At 64.2% G+C, this 19,431-nt stretch carries 18 protein-coding genes and 5 tRNA genes; 3 read left to right on the top strand and 20 right to left on the bottom strand.

Annotated elements, in window-relative coordinates; all coding sequences use genetic code 11:
- Positions 1-3: 3 nt before the first annotated feature.
- The 20 genes from rpoB to IPG63_12100 form a co-directional block, all read right to left on the bottom strand.
- Positions 4-4,164 carry a DNA-directed RNA polymerase subunit beta gene (rpoB, locus tag IPG63_12195; GenBank protein MBK6728003.1) on the bottom strand — a complete coding sequence of 1,387 codons (4,161 nt, stop codon included), beginning with the start codon at positions 4,162-4,164 and terminating at the stop codon, positions 4-6.
- A gap of 181 nt (positions 4,165-4,345) precedes the next feature.
- Positions 4,346-4,717 (bottom strand): 50S ribosomal protein L7/L12, encoded by a 372-nt coding sequence (gene rplL, locus IPG63_12190; GenBank protein ID MBK6728002.1) that lies wholly within the window; start codon positions 4,715-4,717, stop codon positions 4,346-4,348.
- A gap of 57 nt (positions 4,718-4,774) precedes the next feature.
- The gene (gene rplJ / locus IPG63_12185) at positions 4,775-5,287 is read right to left on the bottom strand and encodes a 50S ribosomal protein L10 (protein ID MBK6728001.1); all 513 of its coding nucleotides are present in this window, start codon (positions 5,285-5,287) and stop codon (positions 4,775-4,777) included.
- A gap of 306 nt (positions 5,288-5,593) precedes the next feature.
- Entirely contained in the window at positions 5,594-6,295 is a 702-nt protein-coding gene (rplA, locus tag IPG63_12180) for a 50S ribosomal protein L1 (GenBank protein ID MBK6728000.1), read from the bottom strand.
- A 3-nt stretch (positions 6,296-6,298) separates the two neighbouring features.
- A complete protein-coding gene (gene rplK / locus IPG63_12175) occupies positions 6,299-6,727 on the bottom strand; it encodes a 50S ribosomal protein L11 (protein MBK6727999.1) in 429 nt (142 codons plus the stop codon).
- A 91-nt stretch (positions 6,728-6,818) separates the two neighbouring features.
- Positions 6,819-7,379: a transcription termination/antitermination protein NusG gene (gene nusG, locus IPG63_12170; protein MBK6727998.1), complete on the bottom strand. Its 561-nt coding sequence runs from the start codon at positions 7,377-7,379 to the stop codon at positions 6,819-6,821.
- A gap of 14 nt (positions 7,380-7,393) precedes the next feature.
- Positions 7,394-7,774 (bottom strand): preprotein translocase subunit SecE, encoded by a 381-nt coding sequence (secE, locus tag IPG63_12165; protein MBK6727997.1) that lies wholly within the window; start codon positions 7,772-7,774, stop codon positions 7,394-7,396.
- Between the two features lie 46 nt (positions 7,775-7,820).
- Positions 7,821-7,896: transfer RNA gene (locus tag IPG63_12160), tRNA-Trp, on the bottom strand.
- Positions 7,897-7,980: 84 nt separating this feature from the next.
- Complete coding sequence (tuf, locus tag IPG63_12155) at positions 7,981-9,171, bottom strand: elongation factor Tu (GenBank protein ID MBK6727996.1); 1,191 nt, start codon at positions 9,169-9,171, stop codon at positions 7,981-7,983.
- Positions 9,172-9,212: 41 nt separating this feature from the next.
- A tRNA-Thr gene (locus tag IPG63_12150) sits at positions 9,213-9,288 on the bottom strand.
- 32 nt (positions 9,289-9,320) lie between these two features.
- Positions 9,321-9,394: transfer RNA gene (locus IPG63_12145), tRNA-Gly, on the bottom strand.
- A gap of 51 nt (positions 9,395-9,445) precedes the next feature.
- A tRNA-Tyr gene (locus tag IPG63_12140) sits at positions 9,446-9,531 on the bottom strand.
- 85 nt (positions 9,532-9,616) lie between these two features.
- Positions 9,617-10,708: a redox-regulated ATPase YchF gene (gene ychF / locus IPG63_12135; GenBank protein MBK6727995.1), complete on the bottom strand. Its 1,092-nt coding sequence runs from the start codon at positions 10,706-10,708 to the stop codon at positions 9,617-9,619.
- A gap of 22 nt (positions 10,709-10,730) precedes the next feature.
- The gene (gene pth / locus IPG63_12130; GenBank protein MBK6727994.1) at positions 10,731-11,348 is read right to left on the bottom strand and encodes an aminoacyl-tRNA hydrolase; all 618 of its coding nucleotides are present in this window, start codon (positions 11,346-11,348) and stop codon (positions 10,731-10,733) included.
- A gap of 53 nt (positions 11,349-11,401) precedes the next feature.
- A complete protein-coding gene (locus tag IPG63_12125; GenBank protein ID MBK6727993.1) occupies positions 11,402-12,166 on the bottom strand; it encodes a 50S ribosomal protein L25/general stress protein Ctc in 765 nt (254 codons plus the stop codon).
- Between the two features lie 86 nt (positions 12,167-12,252).
- Complete coding sequence (locus IPG63_12120) at positions 12,253-13,209, bottom strand: ribose-phosphate diphosphokinase (GenBank protein MBK6727992.1); 957 nt, start codon at positions 13,207-13,209, stop codon at positions 12,253-12,255.
- A gap of 86 nt (positions 13,210-13,295) precedes the next feature.
- Positions 13,296-13,371: transfer RNA gene (locus tag IPG63_12115), tRNA-Gln, on the bottom strand.
- A gap of 18 nt (positions 13,372-13,389) precedes the next feature.
- Complete coding sequence (gene ispE / locus IPG63_12110) at positions 13,390-14,250, bottom strand: 4-(cytidine 5'-diphospho)-2-C-methyl-D-erythritol kinase (GenBank protein MBK6727991.1); 861 nt, start codon at positions 14,248-14,250, stop codon at positions 13,390-13,392.
- Between the two features lie 8 nt (positions 14,251-14,258).
- Positions 14,259-14,813, bottom strand: coding sequence for an outer membrane lipoprotein LolB (gene lolB / locus IPG63_12105; protein MBK6727990.1), 555 nt, complete (start codon positions 14,811-14,813; stop codon positions 14,259-14,261).
- On the bottom strand, positions 14,810-16,510 hold the full coding sequence (locus IPG63_12100) for a hypothetical protein (GenBank protein ID MBK6727989.1): 1,701 nt from the start codon (positions 16,508-16,510) through the stop codon (positions 14,810-14,812). The genes lolB and IPG63_12100 overlap by 4 nt, the downstream gene beginning before the upstream one ends.
- Before the next feature lie 46 nt (positions 16,511-16,556).
- On the opposite strand from IPG63_12100, the gene IPG63_12095 reads away from it, so the two are divergent.
- From IPG63_12095 to moaB, 3 genes are read left to right on the top strand one after another with little or no spacing between them, the layout of a single operon-like run.
- A complete protein-coding gene (locus IPG63_12095) occupies positions 16,557-17,819 on the top strand; it encodes a glutamyl-tRNA reductase (protein MBK6727988.1) in 1,263 nt (420 codons plus the stop codon).
- Complete coding sequence (gene prfA / locus IPG63_12090) at positions 17,816-18,907, top strand: peptide chain release factor 1 (GenBank protein MBK6727987.1); 1,092 nt, start codon at positions 17,816-17,818, stop codon at positions 18,905-18,907. Before IPG63_12095 ends, prfA begins: the two co-directional genes overlap by 4 nt.
- Positions 18,904-19,425 (top strand): molybdenum cofactor biosynthesis protein B, encoded by a 522-nt coding sequence (moaB, locus tag IPG63_12085; GenBank protein ID MBK6727986.1) that lies wholly within the window; start codon positions 18,904-18,906, stop codon positions 19,423-19,425. The genes prfA and moaB overlap by 4 nt, the downstream gene beginning before the upstream one ends.
- The last annotated feature ends 6 nt before the right edge of the window (positions 19,426-19,431 follow it).

Below are 19,431 nucleotides of genomic sequence, written 5' to 3'. Positions count from 1 at the left end.
AGCTCACTGGCCTTCCAGCTCGATATTGATCGCAAGCGAACGGATTTCCTTCACCAACACATTGAAGGACTCCGGCATGCCCGCGGTCATCTCGTGATTGCCGTCGACAATGTTCTTGTACATCTGGTTGCGGCCGCCGACGTCGTCGGATTTGACCGTGAGCATCTCCTGCAGCGTGTAGGCTGCACCGTAGGCTTCCAGCGCCCAGACTTCCATTTCGCCGAAGCGCTGACCGCCGAACTGGGCCTTGCCGCCCAGCGGCTGCTGGGTGACGAGCGAGTACGGACCGGTCGAACGCGCGTGGATTTTGTCGTCGACGAGATGGTTGAGCTTGAGCATGTACATGTAGCCGACGGTAACCTGACGATCGAAGGCCTCACCGGTACGCCCGTCGAACAGCGTCGTCTGGCCCGACTCGGGCAGCTCCGCCAGCCGCAGCATCGCCTTGATTTCGGACTCCGCTGCCCCGTCGAACACCGGGGTCGCCATCGGCACGCCTTCGGTCAACTTGCGCGACAGCGAAAGAATCTCGGCATCGCTCAGTGAGGAGAGTTTTTCGCGCTCGCCATGCGTCTTCTTATCGTGGTTGTAGATGGTGTCGAGGAACTTGCGGAGTTCCGCAGCCTTCTCGTTCGCCTCGATCATGCGGCGGATCTTTTCGCCCAGTCCCTTGGCCGCCCAACCCAGATGCGTCTCTAGGATCTGGCCGATATTCATGCGCGAAGGCACGCCAAGCGGATTGAGCACGATGTCGACCGGACGGCCGTCGGCCATGAACGGCATGTCCTCGACCGGCACGATGGTCGAGACCACACCCTTGTTGCCGTGGCGGCCGGCCATCTTGTCGCCAGGCTGGATGCGACGCTTCACCGCCAGGTAGACCTTGACCATCTTGAGCACGCCGGGGGCGAGGTCGTCGCCGGCAGTGATCTTGCCCTTCTTCTCGGTGAAGCGCTTGTCGAACTCGGCTCGATGCCGAGCGATCTGCTCCTGCGCCTTTTCGATGTACTCGGCAGCGTCCTCGTCCTTCATGCGGATCTGGAACCACTCGTCCTTCTTCAGTCCGTCGAGGAAGTCGTTCGTGAGTTCCGCACCCTTCTTCAAGCCCTGCGGTCCACCGTTGGCGACGCGCCCCACGATCTGCATCCGCAGTCGGGCGTAAATGGCTCCTTCCAGGATGCGGAACTGGTCATCAAAGTCCTTCTTGACGCGCTTGATCTCCATTTCCTCGATCTGGCGCGCGCGCTTGTCCTTTTCGATGCCGTCACGGGTGAACACCTGGACGTCGATGACGGTGCCGTCCATGCCCGGCGGCACGCGCAGCGAGCTGTCCTTCACGTCGGAGGCCTTCTCACCAAAGATCGCGCGCAGCAGCTTTTCTTCCGGCGTCAGCTGGCTCTCGCCCTTGGGCGTGACCTTGCCGACCAGGATATCGCCGGCCTTGACCTCGGCGCCGATGTAGACGATGCCGCTCTGATCGAGACGCGTCAGCGCCTGCTCCGAGACGTTCGGAATGTCGGCGGTGATCTCTTCCGGACCGAGCTTGGTGTCGCGCGCGACGCAGGCCAGTTCCTCGATGTGGATCGTGGTGTAGCGGTCCTCTTGGACGACGCGCTCCGACAGCAGGATCGAGTCTTCGAAGTTGTAGCCATTCCACGGCATGAACGCGACCAGCATGTTCTGGCCGAGCGCAAGCTCGCCGATGTCGGTGGACGGACCATCCGCCAGTGCATCGCCCTTGGCGACGACATCGCCCACTTTCACGAGCGGCGTCTGGTTCAGACAGGTGTTCTGGTTGGAACGCGTGTACTTCACCAACGAGTAGATGTCGACACCGGCATCGTTGTCGCCGATCTCGGCTTCATGCACGCGCACCACGATGCGCGCTGCGTCGACCTGCTCGATCTGACCGCCGCGCAGGGCATTGACGACCACGCCCGAGTCGCGCGCAACCACGCGCTCGATTCCGGTACCAACCATCGGCGTCTGCGCCTTCAGCGTCGGCACCGCCTGGCGCTGCATGTTCGCGCCCATCAGCGCACGGTTGGCATCGTCGTGCTCCAGGAACGGCACCAGCGCCGCAGCGACCGACACCGGTTGCATGGGCGACACATCCATGTACTGGATGTCCTTGCGCTGCCGCAATTCCGACTCGCCGCGGTAGCGGGCCGAGACCAGGTCCTCGGTGAGGTTGCCCTTGTCGTCGATGTCCGAGTTCGCCTGCGCGATCACGATCTCGGCCTCCTCGATCGCCGAGAAGTACTCGCACTCGTTGGTGACCTTGCAGTTCACTACCTTGCGGAACGGAGTCTCCAGGAAGCCATAGCTGTTGGTGCGCGCATAAACTGCGAGCGAATTGATCAGGCCGATGTTCGGACCTTCCGGGGTTTCGATGGTGCAGACGCGTCCGTAGTGGGTGTTGTGCACGTCGCGCACTTCGAAGCCGGCGCGTTCACGCGTCAGGCCGCCCGGGCCCAGCGCCGAAACGCGGCGCTTGTGCGTCACCTCCGACAGCGGGTTGTTCTGGTCCATGAACTGGCTCAGCTGCGAGGAACCGAAGAACTCCTTGATCGCGGCCGCCACCGGCTTGGCGTTGATCAAATCCTGCGGCGACAGGTCGTCCGACTCGGCCAGCGACAGGCGTTCCTTGACCGCACGTTCGACACGGACCAGGCCGACGCGGAACGTATTCTCGGCCATCTCTCCGACCGACCGAACGCGGCGATTGCCGAGATGGTCGATGTCGTCAACGATGCCCTGTCCATTGCGGATGCCGATCAGCACCTTCAGCGCATCGATGATGTCCGAGAAGTCCGGGCCATTCGCCTTGAACATGCGTTTGGCGTCTTCGTCGTTGCGGGTCGAGAAGAACTTGCCGTCGTAGAGCACGCCGGTGCCGGTGACTTCCTTTCGTCCGACACGGCGGTTGAACTTCATGCGACCGACGGCCGAGAGGTCGTAGCGCTCGAAGGTGAAGAACAGGTTCTGGAACAGGTTCTGTGCAGCTTCCTTGGTCGGCGGTTCACCGGGACGCATCATGCGGTAGATCTCGACCAGCGCCTCGAGCGGCGTGCGCGTCGGGTCGATGCGCAAGGTCTGCGAGATGTACGGGCCGCGATCGAGGTCGTTCACGAACAACGTGCCGATCGTCTCGATTCCGGCCTTGCGGAACTTTGCGAGATGGTCGTCGTTGAGCTCCTCGTTCGCTGCGGCGAGCAGTTCACCGGTCTTCTTGTCGATAACGTCGTGCGCGAGGATGCGGCCCAACAGGTATTCGTCCGGCACTTCCAGCGCGCCGATCTGGGCCTGTTGCAGGTCGCGCACGTGGCGCGCGGTGATGCGCTTGCCGGCCTCGACCACGAGCTTGTCGCCGATGCGAATGTCGAACGCGGCGGTTTCGCCACGCAGGCGCTCCGGGATCAACTGCAGCTCCGCGCCACCCTGCTTGTTCAGGGTGAACTCGTTGCGCTCGAAGAACATGTTCAGCATTTCTTCGTTGTTGTAGCCGAGCGCGCGCAGCAGGATCGTCACCGGCAGCTTGCGCCGGCGATCGATGCGGGTAAACAGGCAGTCCTTCGGGTCGAACTCGAAGTCGAGCCAGGAACCGCGGTAGGGAATGACGCGCGCCGAGTACAGCAGCTTGCCCGAACTGTGCGTCTTGCCGCGGTCGTGGTCGAAGAACACTCCGGGCGATCGATGCAGCTGTGAGACGATGACGCGCTCGGTGCCGTTGATGATGAAGGTGCCGTTGTCGGTCATGAGCGGCAATTCGCCCATGTAGACCTCCTGCTCCTTGACCTTCTTCACGACCTTCTGGCTGGCCGGGCTCTCACGGTCGTAGATCACCAAACGCACGTTGACGCGCAGCGGCGCGCCGAAGGTCATGCCGCGCGAGCGACACTCCTTCTCGTCGAACGCCGGATCGCCGAGGCGATAGTTGACGTACTCGACCGCGGCATTGCCGGAATAGCTGGTGATCGGGAATACCGACTTCAGGGCGGCGTGCAGGCCTTTGTCCTCACGCTTGTTGATGGGGGCGTTTTCCTGCAGGAATTCCTTGTAGGAGTCGGTCTGGATCGCCAACAAGTACGGCACTTCGAGTACCGCCTTGCGCTTGCCGAAGTCCTTGCGGATCCGCTTTTTCGCAGTGAACGAGTAGGTCATGGTCGCGCTACCACCCTGGTTGTGCGGGCCAAGATCGGCCCGGAGTAAAGAAACGGGAATCGGAAAATGCGTTGCTTCTCAAACGCACTTTCCGATGACCACTTCGGACAAGCGCAAAAGGCCGGGGACTTTCGTCCCCAGCCTTGCGTGCTCGGAAACTGCTCCGAGCGCCAAGCGAGCCTTACTTCAGCTCGACCGCGGCGCCAGCAGCTTCCAGTTCCTTCTTGAACTTCTCGGCGTCGGCCTTGCTGACCGCATCCTTGACGGTCTGCGGGGCGCCCTCGACGAGATCCTTCGCTTCCTTCAGGCCGAGACCCGTAATGGCGCGGACGGCCTTGATGACTTCGACCTTCTTCTCGCCGGCGGCCTTCAGCACGACGGTGAACTCGGTCTTCTCTTCGACCGGGGCGGCGGCGGCGGGACCGGCTGCCGCGGCGACCGGAGCAGCGGCGGAAACGCCGAACTTCTCTTCGATGGCGCGGACCAGTTCCATCACTTCCATCAGCGACTTGCTGGCGATCGCGTCGACAATCTGTTCGTTGGAAAGGGACATTGTGATTACCTCTGAGAGTTTTCTGGATGATGTAGTTCGAAATGCAGAATCGTTCGATCAGGCTGCTGCAGCTTCTTCGCCGCCACCTTGCTTGTCGGCGACTGCCTTGACCGCACGGGCGAACATCGCCGCCGGTTCGGACAGCACGCGCGCCAGCATGGCGAGGGCCTGGTCGCGGGTCGGCAGTGCCGCGAGCACTTCGACGTGCGAGGCCGGATACAGCTTGTCGCCGACGGCGACGACTTTGGCCTTGAGCTTGTCGTTGCCCTTCGAGAATTCCTTGATCAGGCGACCGGCGGCGCCGGGCTCTTCCATGGAAAACGCGTAGAGCAGCGGACCGGTCAGCGCGTCCTTGACGACCTCGTAGTCGGTTCCGACCACCGCGCGCGAGGCGAGGGTGTTCTTCACGACCTTGAGAAAGACGCCGGATTCGCGGGCCTTCTTGCGCATCGCCGTCATGCTGCTGACATTGACGCCGGCGTATTCGGCGGCAATCAGGGAATGCGCCTTGGCAGCCACCCCAGCCAGTTCAGCAACGACTTCCTGCTTTTGAGACAGATTGAGAGCCATTTCACTCCTCCTGTTAATATCCGTACGCGGCTCCTGCCACGAACGGTCCGAAGCGGCGCTGATCCTTCAGCACCGGGGATGCGCGAGCATCCCGGTGGTGGCCTTTCCAGAAGATTGGACAGGGGCACCATCTACGCAGGTCGGCATCCTTCCGATTAAGGCGGCTTCACGTGGCCATCTTGCGATGGGCGACTCGAGTCGCGCGTGGGCACACCACCTGCGGTCTTTGACGGACACCGCGCGATGTGGGTCGCGCAGAGCCCTCAAATGAAGCGCCAGCCGGAACACCGGCCGGCGTTGAATCGATTACTTGGTGGACAGCGTGCCCTGGTCGACGATGACGCCGACACCGTGCGTGCTGGTCAGCGACACCTTGACCAGGTACTGCCCCTTCGCGGTCGAGGGCTTGGCCTTGAGGATGTCGCCGAGCAACGCGTTCAGATTGCTCTTGAGCGCATCCGACTCGAAGCTGGCCTTGCCGATCGTGCAGTGGATGATGCCAGCCTTGTCATTGCGGAAGCGGACCTGGCCCGCTTTCGCGTTGCGTACCGCACCGGCGACATCGGGTGTAACCGTGCCGACCTTGGGGTTGGGCATTAGGCCGCGCGGGCCGAGCACCTGGCCGAGCTTGCCGACAACGCGCATGGCGTCCGGCGAAGCGATCACGACACCGTAGCTGAGATCACCGGCCTGCATCTTCTCGGCCAGATCATCCATGCCGACGACATCGGCACCGGCGGCCTTGGCCGCTTCCGCCTTCTCGCCCGGCGGGCAGAACACGGCGACCTTGACGGTCTTGCCGGTGCCGTTCGGCAGCACTGTGGAACCGCGCACGCCCTGGTCCGACTTCTTGGCGTCGATGCCGAGGCGAATCGCGACGTCCACCGACTCGTTGAACTTCGAGGTCGCATTCTTCTTGACGATGGCCAGAGCCTCGTCGATGCCATAGGCCTTGCCCGGCGCGACGGTCGGGGTCATTTGCTGGATACGCTTGCTGATCTTTGCCATGTCTTAGCCCTCCGTCACCAGACCCATACTGCGCGCGCTGCCGGCGATCGTGCGCACCGCAGCGTCCATATCGGCTGCCGTCAGGTCCGGCATCTTCTGGGTCGCGATCGCTTCCAACTGCGCACGCGTGACCTTGCCGACCTTTTCGGTATTCGGACGCTTCGAGCCCGACTGGATACCGACCGCCTTCTTGAGCAAAATCGTCGCCGGCGGGGTCTTGGTGATGAACGTGAAGCTGCGGTCCGAGTACGCGGTGATGATCACCGGAATCGGAATGCCCGGCTCCATCTTCTGCGTGGCGGCATTGAACGCCTTGCAGAACTCCATGATGTTCAGGCCGCGCTGACCGAGCGCGGGACCGACCGGCGGCGAGGGATTGGCCTGACCGGCCTTCACCTGCAGCTTGATGTAGCCAACTACCTTCTTTGCCATTGCCTTCTCTCCGGGTACCAGCGCCTGAAATCAGGCTCCCCATCGGACCAGGGAATCAGCGTGCCCTGGCTTCACGCACAACCACGATGGATCAGGCCTTCTCGACCTGACCGAATTCGAGTTCCACCGGTGTCGAGCGGCCAAAGATCAACACCGCGACGCGCAATCGGCTCTTTTCGTAATTCACTTCCTCGACCGTGCCGTTGAAGTCGTTGAACGGACCTTCGGTGACGCGCACCAGTTCGCCCGGCTCGAACAACACCTTGGGTCGCGGCTTCTCGACGCCGTCCTGAACGCGCTGCAGGATTACCTCTGCTTCGCTGTCCTTGATCGGCAGGGGCCGATCTGCGGTGCCGCCGATGAAACCCATGACCTTTGCGGTTTCCTTGATCAAGTGCCAGCTCTCGTCGTCGATCCGCGTGGACTTGGCGTCCTGGTGGGTCTCGATCTGCACCAGCACGTAGCCCGGAAAGAACTTGCGCTCCGACTTGCGCTTTTGGCCGCCGCGCATTTCCACGACCTCTTCGGTCGGGACCAGCACGTCACCGAACTTGTCCTCCATGCCGGCGCGCAAGATGCGCTCGCGCAAGGACTTCGCGACCTGATGCTCGAAGCCGGAGTAGGCATGGACCACGTACCAACGTTTGCTCATTTGTGCGTCCCTGCTCAACTACCCGATCCGAACAGCATGCCGAAGATCCACACCAGGATGCTGTCGAACAGGAACAGCAACAGACTGATGATGGCGACCACGACGAAGATGACCAGGGTCGTCTGCGTCGTTTCCTGACGGGTCGGCCACACCACCTTGCGCAACTCGAAGTGCGACTCAGTCACGAACTCGCGCACGAAGCGGCCGAAGCTGCTGGTATAGCTCACGGCAACCGCTGCGGCGAAGGCTCCCAGAACCCCGATCACGCGCAGCGCTGCAGAGGTGCGGGTGAAGTAGTAGTAGGCCGCGAGGCCGCCGATGATCAGCAGGATCGACAGGGCGAGGCGGCCCTTGTCGGTTGCGCCATGACCGGATGATTCGGTATTCGTACTCATTCAGATCCCGGGCCGCGACTGGGTTTCGTCGCCGCAATGTCGTAGGTGGCACGCCAGGAGGGACTCGAACCCCCAACCTGCGGTTTTGGAGACCGCTGCTCTGCCAATTGAGCTACTGGCGTATGGTGAACGCACTGAAGCGACGGACCTTGCGATCCGCCGCTTCGGGTACAGCGCCACCGGGTTTGACCGGTGGCAGGAATTGCTCAGACGAGGATCTTCGCCACCACGCCGGCGCCGACGGTGCGGCCACCTTCGCGGATCGCAAAGCGCAGACCTTCTTCCATCGCGATCGGGTGAATCAGCGTCACCACCATCTTGGTGTTGTCGCCCGGCATCACCATCTCGACACCCTCCGGCAACTCGCAGGCGCCAGTCACGTCGGTCGTGCGGAAGTAAAACTGCGGGCGGTAGCCGCGGAAGAACGGCGTATGACGTCCGCCCTCTTCCTTCGACAGCACATACACCTCGGCTTCGAACTTGGTATGCGGCGTGATCGTGCCCGGCTTGCAGATGACCTGACCGCGCTCGATGTCCTCGCGCTTCGTGCCGCGCAGCAACAGACCCGCGTTGTCACCCGCCTGACCCTGATCCAGCAGCTTGCGGAACATCTCGACGCCGGTCACCGTCGTCTTCGTCGTCGGACGGATTCCGACCACTTCGATTTCCTCGCCCACCTTGACCACACCACGCTCGATGCGTCCGGTCACCACCGTGCCGCGACCCGAGATCGAGAACACGTCTTCGACCGGCATCAGGAACGGCTTGTCCACGTCGCGCTTCGGCTCCGGAATGTAGCTGTCCAGCGCTTCCACCAGCTTGATGATCGCCGGCACGCCGATTTCGCTCTGATCACCTTCCAGCGCCTTCAGCGCCGATCCCTTGATGATCGGCGTGTCGTCGCCCGGGAAGTTGTACTTCGAAAGCAGGTCGCGCACTTCCATCTCGACCAGTTCCAGCAACTCGGCGTCGTCCACCATGTCCGCCTTGTTCAGGAACACCACGATGTACGGCACGCCCACCTGGCGCGCCAGCAGAATGTGCTCGCGCGTCTGCGGCATCGGTCCGTCCGCCGCCGAACACACCAGGATCGCACCGTCCATCTGCGCTGCTCCCGTGATCATGTTCTTCACGTAGTCCGCATGCCCAGGGCAGTCCACGTGCGCGTAGTGGCGCTTCGGCGACTCGTATTCCACGTGCGCCGTCGAGATCGTGATCCCGCGCGCCTTCTCTTCCGGCGCCGCGTCGATCTGGTCGTACGCCTTGAACTCGCCACCAAAACGCTCCGCACCGATCTTCGTCAGCGCCGCTGTCAGCGTCGTCTTGCCGTGATCCACGTGACCAATCGTCCCCACGTTCACGTGCGGCTTGGTGCGTTCGAATTTACCCTTTGCCATTGCGGACTCCGGTCAATCAGTTTTGGTGGTTGGGAACTGCGTGGTGCTCACGACGGGAATCGAACCCATGACCTCTTCCTTACCAAGGAAGTGCTCTACCGGCTGAGCTACGTGAGCAAAGCAAATTGTGTTCGTGCGAAAGCCGCCAATGGAGCGGGAGACGGGAATCGAACCCGCGCTAGTAGCTTGGAAGGCTACAGTTCTACCATTGAACTACTCCCGCTTCGGTGCAGCGTTTCCGCTGCCCCAGCCGGCCCGCCGGTCGCGGTTCGACTGGTGGAGGAAGGTGGATTCGAACCACCGAAGGCATGAGCCAACTGATTTACAGTCAGTCCCCTTTGGCCGCTTGGGTATTCCTCCAGCGAACGAGCCCGGCATTCTGACGACGAGCCCGGCGTCCGTCAACGGTCGGGAGGAGAAATGTTGCGTGCAGACCCAGATCGGTTCAGACATTGAACCGGAAATGCAGGATATCACCCTCCTTGACGACGTAGTCCTTGCCTTCCAGGCGCAGTCTTCCTGCCTGCTTTGCACCAGCCTCGCCCCGGTATTCGATGTAGTCGCCATAGGCGATGGTCTCGGCGCGGATGAAGCCCTTCTCGAAATCGGTGTGGATCACGCCCGCAGCCTGCGGCGCGGTGAATCCCGCCTTGATGGTCCAGGCCCGCACTTCCTTTTCGCCGGCGGTGAAGTAGGTCTGCAGGCCAAGCAGCCGGTAGCCAGCGCGGATGACCCGGTTCAACCCCGGCTCGTCCAGCCCCATGTCCGCAAGGAAGGCCAGCTTGTCGCCATCCTCAAGCTGCGACAACTCCTCCTCGATCGCCGCACAGACCGGAACCACTTCGGCCCCTTCAGTGGCGGCGCGGGCGCGAACGGCATCCAGGAACGGATTATTGACGAAACCGTCTTCCTTGACGTTGGCGATGTACATGGCCGGCTTCAGCGTCAGCAGGAAGAGATCCCGGATCGCCGCCTTGTCCTCGGGACTCAGGCCGGCACTGCGCGCCGACCTGCCGGTATTCAGATGATCGCGCACGCGAGTCAGCACTTCTTTCTTGACGATCGCTTCCTTGTCGTTGGCTTTCGCCATCTTTTCGGCGCGATTCAGTGCCTTTTCGACCGAATCAAGATCGGCGAGCGCCAATTCGGTATCGATGGTGTCGATGTCGTCCAGCGGGTCGATCTTGCCCGCCACATGCACGATATCGGTGTGCTCGAAGCACCGCACCACGTGCGCAATCGCATCGACCTCGCGGATGTGCGAGAGGAACTTGTTGCCCAGCCCCTCGCCCGCAGCTGCGCCCTTGACCAGGCCGGCGATATCCACGAACTCGATCAGCGTCGGGATGATCTTGAGCGGCTTGGCGATGGACGACAGCATCTGCAGGCGCTCGTCCGGCACCGCAACCACCCCGACGTTGGGGTCGATGGTGCAGAATGGGAAGTTCGCGGCGGGAATGCCGGCCTTGGTCAACGCATTGAAAAGAGTAGATTTTCCGACGTTCGGCAAGCCGACGATGCCGCACTTGATACCCATGCTGTTTCCTTTTTCGAATTCGTTACAGAACCGGACGAGTGCCGGTCGAAGGCCGCGCTGCCCCGGGCGGCGTATGCAGCGATTTCATCGCGCCACCAAGGTCGCCGGAGACTGCCTGCGGCAGGACTTGCAGGCCGCGCGCGACCGCGTCGCGGATCGCGCTCTCATCGTCGCGACCCGGGCGGCCCAGCACCCAGTTCGTGACTTCGTGCTTGTCTCCGGGATGGCCGATACCCAGGCGCAGGCGGTGAAAGCGGCCATGCCCGAGTGCCACGATGGTGTCGCGCAGTCCATTCTGGCCGCCGTGGCCGCCGTCGAACTTGAGCCGCGCCACGCCTGGCTGCAGATCCAGTTCATCGTGCGCGACCAGCATCTCGTCCGGCTCGATCTTGTAGTAGCGCAGCGCCGCCAAGACCGACTGCCCGCTGCGATTCATGAAGGTGGTCGGTTTCAGCAACCAGACCGGATGACCGTCGATCTCTGCCTTGGCGGTTTCGGCGTGCAACTTGCCGTCCACCCCGAAGCGCGCACCCAGCGACTCGCCGAGCGCGTCCAAAAACCAGAACCCGGCATTGTGCCGGGTTCTGGCGTAGTCGGCGCCGGGGTTGCCGAAGCCGACGATGAGGCGCAATGCAGCCATGAAAGCACCCATTGCGCGACTTGCGGGCAAATGTCCCACAACCCGCGCGAGGATTACTTCTTCTTCGCCGGTGCAGCTTTGGCCGGTGCTGCGCCCTTGGCCGGTGCGGCGCCCTTGGCCGGTGCTGCGCCCTTGGCCGGTGCGGCGCCCTTGGCGGGAGCAGCACCCTTGGCTGGCGCCGCGACCTTGGCCGCGGGCACGTCGCCCGTCGCAGCTTCGGCTTCGCCTTCGACCTCGGCCTTCTGCATCTTGGCGATGACGATGGCAAGATCGTGTTCCTTGCCCAGCTTGAGCGCCGGAATCTCGACTTCCGCGCCGAGCTTCAGGCTCGACATGTGGATGATGTCCCCCACTTCGAGCGCGGAAAGATCGACCTCGATGAACTCGGGGAGGTGCTTGGGCAGGCAGTAGACCTCGACTTCGTTCAGTTCGTGGGTGATGACCACGCCCGCTTTCTTGCCCGCCGGCGACTTTTCCTGATTCAGGAAGTGCAGCGGCACCGCGAGACGCAGCTTCTCGGTTTCCGACACGCGCTGAAAGTCGAGGTGCATGATGATCGGCTTGAACGGATGACGCTGGATGTCGCGCATCAGCACCTTCTGCGCCTTGCCATCCAGGTTCAGCTGCAGCACCGACGAGTAGAACCACTCCTGCTGGGCGAGGATCTGCGTGCTCAGCTGCTCAAGCTGGATGTTCTGCGGATCCTGCTTGGCGCCATACAGCACTGCCGGGATCATGCCCGCGTGACGCAGGCGGCGGCTCGCACCCTTGCCCTCGACACCACGCGATTCGGCCTTGATTTCCTGTTTCTTTGCCATGTTGCTTTCTCACAGTTGTTTCGACATGCCCACCTCACGGTGGAAGGTGCTCCGCCGCGACCAGCGGAGCGGTGTGGCGCGTTCGCTCAATCGATGTAGAGCGAACTGACCGACTCGCCGAAACTGATGCGTCGCATCGTTTCGGCAAGCAATTCTGCGACCGAGAGCTGGCGGATCCGCCCGCATCCCTTCGCCGCCTCGGACAACGGGATCGTGTCGGTCACGACCAGCTCGTCCATGGCGGAATTACCAATATTCGCAATCGCCGGACCGGACAGCACCGGATGAGTGCAATAGGCGACCACCTTGGCGGCACCGCGCTGTTTGAGCGCAGCGGCCGCGGCACACAGCGTCCCGGCGGTATCGACGATGTCGTCGACCAGGACGCAGGTCTTGCCTTCGACCTCGCCGATGATGTTCATCACCGTCGCCTCGTTCGGGCGCGGCCGGCGCTTGTCGATGATCGCCAGGTCGGCGTCGTCGAGCCGCTTCGCGATGGCGCGGGCGCGCACCACACCACCGACGTCCGGCGACACCACGATGATGTTCTTGGTGCCGTGGTTGCGCCAGACATCCGCCAACAGCACTGGTGACGAGTAGACGTTGTCGAGCGGAATGTCGAAAAAGCCCTGAATCTGGTCGGCGTGCACGTCGACCGTGAGCACGCGGTCGCACCCTGCCGCCTGGATCATCTTGGCCGCAACCTTGGCCGTGATCGGCACGCGCGCCGAGCGCGGGCGCCGGTCCTGGCGGGCGTAGCCGAAATACGGCACGACCGCAGTCACCGAGGCGACCGAGGCGCGTTTCAGCGCGTCCACCAACACCAGCAGTTCCATGAAGTTCTCCGCGGTCGGCGCGCAGGTCGACTGGATCACGAACACTTCCTGGCGGCGCACGTTCTCCTCGATCTCGACTTGCACCTCGCCATCGGAGAACTTGCCGACCAGCGCCTTGCCGAGCGGCATGCCGAGCTGCTTGCACACAGCATTGGCCAGCGGCCGGTTGGCGTTGCCGGAAAAAACCAGGATTCCATCGGTCTTCATCGTTCACCCGCCGCGGTTGCCCGCGCGTCATGATCAGGAAGCAATATTCCCGGCTGGCGCCATGTTGCCCCCGCTACGGGACGATATGGCTGGGACGGAAGGACTCGAACCTTCGAATGCGGGAATCAAAATCCCGTGCCTTACCGACTTGGCGACGTCCCAGTGCGAAACCGAAATCCTTCAGCCGACTCGGCGCGCCCGATACGCTGCGACAGCATCTCGCAGCGGCGACTGCGCCAACCCGCGCACCACGAAGGCGCGCCACGGCTCCGGACAGACCGAGGCGATGCGCCGTGCCTGCGCTTCGTCGGCCAAGGCCGCGAATACGCTGGAACCGCTACCGCTCATCCGGCTCGGCGCATGACCCGAAAGCCAGCGCAGCGCCGAATCCACCTCACGGTGGCGCGCACGCACGACCGGTTCCAGGTCATTGCGTGTCGGACAACCCGAAACGAAGCGCGTGATTGTGGTGAGTGGCGTGTCCCTTGTCAATTCGGCGGCTGCGAACACCTGCGGCGTCGCCACCGCCACGTACGGCGCCAACACCAGGAACCATCTCGCTTTCAGGTCAATGGGTTGCAGGATTTCTCCGATCCCTTCCGCCCAGGCGCTGTGGCCGCGTATGAACACCGAAACATCGGCGCCCAGGCGTGCTCCGATCGCCGCCAGGTCGTCGGTCGTCAGCCCGGTTTCCCAGATCTCGTTGAGTGCCACCAGCACCGTCGCCGCATCCGAACTGCCGCCGCCCAAGCCGCCACCGATCGGAATGCGCTTTTCAAGTCGGATCGCCGCCCCGGCGCGTGCACCGGCTTCACGTTGCAAGGCCAGTGCGGCACGCACGCAGAGGTCGTCCGCGGCAGCGAGTCCGGGCAGCGGATCGATGCGTTCGATGCGACCGTCCGCTCGCGGCGCCAGCGTCAGCGTGTCGCACAAATCGATGAGCTGAAATACCGTTTGCAGCAGGTGGTAACCATCCGCGCGGCGACCGACGACATGCAGGAACAGGTTCAGCTTGGCCGGAGCCGGCCAAACGCTGGACATCGCTTCGATCACGGCAACGCAACCCAGGACTTGATCGCGAGACGCACCTGATAGGGTGACTTGCGCGCGCTGATGCGCAGCGGCCGGCCGTCGCGAAAGTCGCGGTAGCTGACGATCCAGCCGTCTTCGGTGAAACCGCTGACCTGCCCTGCGGCGTCGTGATCGAGCGCCACGGCGTCCGACAGCGGTCTGCCGCGCAGCCAGGAACGCAGCTGCGCCACCGGCAGATGCCAGCCCAACTCGCGTTGCAGCAGTTCTTCCGGCGAATTCGCGGTCAGCGGATAGGAGCGCACGCCTTCCAGCGTGCACAAGCGATCGTCACCGGAGAGGCGCCAACTTTGACCGCTGATCGGCGCGCGCAGGTCGACCATGAAATAGGCGCCCTCCTGCTCCCAAGTCAGCGTACCGCTGCCGCCATCGCGCCCATCGGAGACCGCGAGCCGCCCCACCAGTCGCCAGTGGCGGTCGTCGTCGCCCACTTCCATCCGGGCGGCCTGCCTGCCGCAGCCGGCAAGCAGCAAGAGCAGCGCCAACAGCACCCAACTACCGCCCTGCCGGCTCACGGCAGAAACCTGCGCAGGGTCTCGCGCAGCGCGCGGTGTTCGGGCTCGCGCTTGCGTGCCGCCTCCCACACCGACCGCGCTTCCTCGCGCTCGCCCATCTGCCACAGCACTTCGCCCAGATGCGCCGCCACTTCGGCGTCTTTGAGCAGCGCATGCGCGGCACGCAGTTTGACCAACGCAGTGTCGAGGTCACCTCGGCGGTAGGCGAGCCAGCCGAGACTGTCGAGCAGCGCCGGGCTGTCGGCCGAAATCTGCTGCGCCCGTGCCAGCAGTTGCGCCGCTTCGTCGAGGCGGAGATTGCGATCCACCAGGGTGTAGCCGAGCGCATTCAGCGCGTCGGCGTCGCTCGGATCGAGATCGATCATGCGCCGCAGGTCACGCTCCATCTCATCGAAACGCCCGGCCTCGGCCAACAGCAGGGCGCGCGAGTACATCAGCTCGCCATCGTCGGGCAGCATGTGCAGGCCGGCGTCGTGCACGCGCACGGCAGCACCCACGCCTTCGACGCGCTGACGGATCTCGGCTTCGAGCAAATAGCTCCGCACCAGGGCGTCACGCCCTGGCAGGCCGCCGTCGCGCAATTCGAGGAGCAAGGCCAAAGCTGCGGCGGCATCTCCTGCCGAGTAGCGCAGTGCAGCCAGGCGCAACTGCGCCGCGGGATATTGCGGACCGGACGGCACGCGCCGATACCAGCGCTCGGCCTCGGCGGTGAGCGCGACCATCTCGGCGACGTTTCCGAGCAACATCAGCCGCTGCGGCAAACGCGGCGCGGGTAGCGCCTCGAGTTGGCGATAGCCGTCCAGCAGGAGTTTCGGAGCGGACGCGCGCGCCGCGTAGGCGATCGCGGCGGTCACGCTTTCGTCGCTGGCCGGACGGATGCCCGCCACCACCACCGACGCCCGCGCGGCGTTGCCGGTGGCATCCAGCGCGTGCGCCAGCGACATACGCACCAGGATCGACGCTGGATCGAGATCGAGTGCGCGTTCGAGGTCGATCACGGCGCCGGCCGGATTGCGTTCGCGGAGCAGTGCGGCACGGAAGGTGAATACGCGGGCGTCTGCGGGAAAGCGTTGCACCGCCAGATCCGCCAGCCGCACCGCGGTTTCCGGCGCGCGGCGGTCGCGGGCGAACGCAGCCCAGTGCATCCAGGCTTCGGGCTCCGCATCGCGTTCGACGCGCGCTTCGACAAACGGCAACACCCGCTCCAGCGAGACGAGCCAGCGCAAGGCTTCGGCCAGCCGACGGCGCGCATCGCCATCGGTTCCGAGTGCATCAGCGGCCAGGTGCGCTCCGGCGCTGTCGCCACTGGCCAGCGCCAACGCCGCGACATAGGCGTTCCGAGCAACTGCCTCCGGCTCCAGCTGGCGCCAACGCGCCAGTAGCGCCTGCGCCGCAGTGATACGGTTGGCACCCAGCGCTGCACGCAGCGCGCTCAGACTCAGCTTGGGATCGTCGCTGAGCATCGCAGCCTTGGCCAGACGTTCCGCGGCCTCGTCGCGGCGGCCGCCCTGCGCGGCAAATTCGGCCTGGACGCGCTCGAACAGGGCCAGATCGTCTGCTGCCAGCGCCGGCGCCGGTTCATGTTCGCGCACCGCTCGCGGTCCGACCGCACAGGCCGAAAGCAGGCCGCAGATGACCACAATCAACCCGTGGAACCACGCCACCGGGTAGGCTTGTGCCCTTGGATTCTTGCCCATCACGGGCGTCGCACCGACAATTCGCATCGTTTTATTTTCGCACGACATGACCCTTCTCGCGCTCGGACTCAATCATCAGTCGGCCCCGATCGCGCTGCGCGAGCAGATCGCGTTGGCACCGGAACGCACTGCCGCTGCGCTGCGCGAGCTGCGCGCCGAGCCCGGCGTGTGCGAGGCGGCGGTCATTTCCACGTGCAATCGCACCGAACTGTACTGCCGCGTCGCGGCCGGTGCGGAAGCCACACCCGGCCTCTGGCTGCATCGTCATTTCCAGCTGGCACCGGGGCGTCTGGAAGGTTTCCTCTACCAGCACGAGGGCGAGGCTGCGGTGCGCCACCTGTTCCGGGTGGCGACCGGTCTCGACTCGATGGTGCTCGGCGAGCCGCAGATTCTCGGGCAGGTGAAGACTGCCTATCACCTGGCGCGTGATGCCGGCTCCCTGGATTCGGCGATGGAGCGCTTGTTCCAGCAGAGCTTCAGCGTGGCCAAGAGGGCGCGCACCGAAACCCGCATCGGCGCCAGCCCGGTTTCGGTGGCCTTCGCCGCGGTACGCCTGGCGCAGCAGATCTTCGCCGACTTCGCCGGTGCGGGCGTGTTGTTGATCGGTGCCGGCGACACCATCGAATTGTGCGCACGCCATCTCCACGAGGCTGGCGCCAAGCGCATCGTGGTCGCCAACCGCACCTTGGCGAATGCTCGCGGTCTGGCCGAGCGCTTCCACGGCCAGTCGATCGCGCTTGCCGACCTGCCCGACGCGCTGGTGCAGGCCGATATCGTGATCGCCTCCACCGCCGCGCGCGAACCGGTGATCTCCAAGACGATGGCGGCGACGGCACTGAAGGCCCGACGGCACCGGCCTCAATTCATGCTCGACCTTGCGGTGCCGCGCGATATTGCCGCCGATGTCGCCGATCTCGAAGACGTCTATCTGTACACGGTCGACGACATCGGCCGCTCGATCGACGAGGCGCTGCGCTCGCGTCGCGAGGCAGCGAATGAAGCAGAAGAAATCGTTACGCTCGCCGCCGAGCACTTCATGGCATGGCTGCGCGCGGTCGATGGCCAGGGACCGATCCAGAAGCTCCGTGCCGAAGCCGAGCGTAACCGCGATGAACTACTTGAGCGCGCGCGCCAGATGCTGCAAAACGGGCGCGACCCGACCGAAGCGCTCGGCTTCCTCGCCAATACGCTGACCAACAAGCTGCTGCACGCGCCATCCAGCAACCTGCGCGCGGCCGCCCTGCGCGGCGACAGCGACCTGTTGCGTGCCGCAGAGCAGTTGTTCAGCGCCGACGAGCGCAAGCGATGACGCCATCGCTGCTGCGCAAGCTCGAAATTCTGGCGGAACGCAAGGTCGAAGTGGAGCGCCTGCTCGCCGAGCCCGACGTGCACGCGGACCAGAAGCGCTTCCGCGATCTGTCGCGCGAGTACGCCCAGCTCGAGCCGATCGCCACCGGACTCGCCGCGCTCGATGCGAACGCTCGGGCGATCACCGCGGCACGGCTGATGCAGGGCGACACCGATGCCGATCTGCGCACCATGGCGACCGAAGAACTGCAGGCGCTGGAGCGCGAGCGCGCCGCACTCGATGACTCCCTGGGACTGCTGCTGGTGCCACGCGATCCGCGCGACGACGCGCCGGTGTTCCTCGAAGTTCGCGCCGGCGCCGGCGGCGACGAGGCCGCCATCTTTGCCGGCGACCTCTTCCGCATGTACACCCGCTACGCCGAGTCGAAGCGCTGGCGAGTCGAGCTGATCTCGGCCAGCGTCGGTGAGCACGGTGGCTTCAAGGAAGTCGTCGCGCGCGTCGAAGGCAGTGGCGTGTTTGCCCGGCTCAAGTTTGAAAGCGGCACCCACCGCGTGCAGCGGGTGCCCGAGACCGAGGCCCAGGGACGCATCCATACCTCTGCAGCCACGGTCGCGGTGCTGCCCGAGGTGGACGAGATCGAGGACGTCGAGATCAACCCGGCCGACCTCAAGGTCGACACTTTTCGTGCCTCGGGCGCGGGCGGCCAGCACGTCAACAAGACCGACTCTGCGATCCGCATGACGCATCTGCCGAGCGGCATCGTCGTCGAATGCCAGGACGAGCGCTCGCAGCACAAGAACCGGGCGCGCGCGCTTAGCCTGCTGAAGGCGCGCCTGCTCGATGAGCAGCAGCGCAAGCAGAATGCGGCTCAAGCCGAGCTGCGCCGCGTACAGGTTGGCTCGGGCGATCGTTCGCAGCGCATCCGCACCTACAACTTCCCGCAGGGGCGCTTGACCGACCATCGCATCGGACTCACCCTTTATTCGCTGGACCGCATCGTCGAGGGCGAACTCGACGCGGTCATCGATGCGCTGGCGCGCGAGCACCAGACCGACGAACTCAAGCTGATCACCGAGGCCGCCGCATGAGCGCACTAGAGAACTTCATTCCGCTGCAGCTGGCAGTGCTCACCGTGTCCGACACGCGCACGCGCGCCAACGACAGCTCCGGCGACTACCTCGAGCGGGCGCTTTGCACGGCTGGACACCGGCTCGCCGCGCGCGAACTGGTTCGCGACGACATCTATCGCATGCGCGCCATCGTGGCGCAGTGGATTGCCGATGACGGAGTCGATGGGGTGCTGGTCACCGGCGGCACCGGCTTCACTGGTCGTGACTCGACGCCGGAGGCACTGCGCCCGCTGCTGGACAAGGAAATGCCCGGCTTCGGCGAAATGTTCCGCGCCGTGTCGGTCGCCGAAATCGGCACTGCTTCACTGCAGTCGCGTGCCTTTGCCGGGCTCGCCAACGGCACCTTCTTGTTCGCGCTGCCAGGCTCGACCTCGGCCTGCCGCACCGCCTGGGAGCAGATTCTGTCGAGCCAGCTCGACTCCCGCACCATGCCCTGCAACCTCGCCGGATTGAAACCAAGACTGCGCGAACATTGAGGAGAC

The organism is Lysobacterales bacterium (assembly GCA_016703225.1).
In the GTDB taxonomy this organism is placed as follows: Bacteria; Pseudomonadota; Gammaproteobacteria; order Xanthomonadales; family Ahniellaceae; genus JADKHK01.
This window is presented reverse-complemented; position numbering and strand designations above follow the sequence as displayed.

What these genes read in the sequence shown, in the direction of transcription:
- ychF (MBK6727995.1), bottom strand. Translation starts at nt 10,708, where the DNA reads ATGGGTATCAAGTGCGGCATCGTCGGCTTGCCGAACGTCGGAAAATCT.
- nusG (MBK6727998.1), bottom strand. Translation starts at nt 7,379, where the DNA reads ATGAGCAAACGTTGGTACGTGGTCCATGCCTACTCCGGCTTCGAGCAT.
- ispE (MBK6727991.1), bottom strand. Translation starts at nt 14,250, where the DNA reads ATGTCCAGCGTTTGGCCGGCTCCGGCCAAGCTGAACCTGTTCCTGCAT.
- IPG63_12120 (MBK6727992.1), bottom strand. Translation starts at nt 13,209, where the DNA reads ATGAAGACCGATGGAATCCTGGTTTTTTCCGGCAACGCCAACCGGCCG.
- pth (MBK6727994.1), bottom strand. Translation starts at nt 11,348, where the DNA reads ATGGCTGCATTGCGCCTCATCGTCGGCTTCGGCAACCCCGGCGCCGAC.
- prfA (MBK6727987.1), top strand. Translation starts at nt 17,816, where the DNA reads ATGACGCCATCGCTGCTGCGCAAGCTCGAAATTCTGGCGGAACGCAAG.
- tuf (MBK6727996.1), bottom strand. Translation starts at nt 9,171, where the DNA reads ATGGCAAAGGGTAAATTCGAACGCACCAAGCCGCACGTGAACGTGGGG.
- IPG63_12125 (MBK6727993.1), bottom strand. Translation starts at nt 12,166, where the DNA reads ATGGCAAAGAAACAGGAAATCAAGGCCGAATCGCGTGGTGTCGAGGGC.
- moaB (MBK6727986.1), top strand. Translation starts at nt 18,904, where the DNA reads ATGAGCGCACTAGAGAACTTCATTCCGCTGCAGCTGGCAGTGCTCACC.
- rplL (MBK6728002.1), bottom strand. Translation starts at nt 4,717, where the DNA reads ATGTCCCTTTCCAACGAACAGATTGTCGACGCGATCGCCAGCAAGTCG.
- IPG63_12095 (MBK6727988.1), top strand. Translation starts at nt 16,557, where the DNA reads ATGACCCTTCTCGCGCTCGGACTCAATCATCAGTCGGCCCCGATCGCG.
- rplK (MBK6727999.1), bottom strand. Translation starts at nt 6,727, where the DNA reads ATGGCAAAGAAGGTAGTTGGCTACATCAAGCTGCAGGTGAAGGCCGGT.
- secE (MBK6727997.1), bottom strand. Translation starts at nt 7,774, where the DNA reads ATGAGTACGAATACCGAATCATCCGGTCATGGCGCAACCGACAAGGGC.
- rplJ (MBK6728001.1), bottom strand. Translation starts at nt 5,287, where the DNA reads ATGGCTCTCAATCTGTCTCAAAAGCAGGAAGTCGTTGCTGAACTGGCT.
- IPG63_12100 (MBK6727989.1), bottom strand. Translation starts at nt 16,510, where the DNA reads ATGGGCAAGAATCCAAGGGCACAAGCCTACCCGGTGGCGTGGTTCCAC.
- rplA (MBK6728000.1), bottom strand. Translation starts at nt 6,295, where the DNA reads ATGGCAAAGATCAGCAAGCGTATCCAGCAAATGACCCCGACCGTCGCG.
- rpoB (MBK6728003.1), bottom strand. Translation starts at nt 4,164, where the DNA reads ATGACCTACTCGTTCACTGCGAAAAAGCGGATCCGCAAGGACTTCGGC.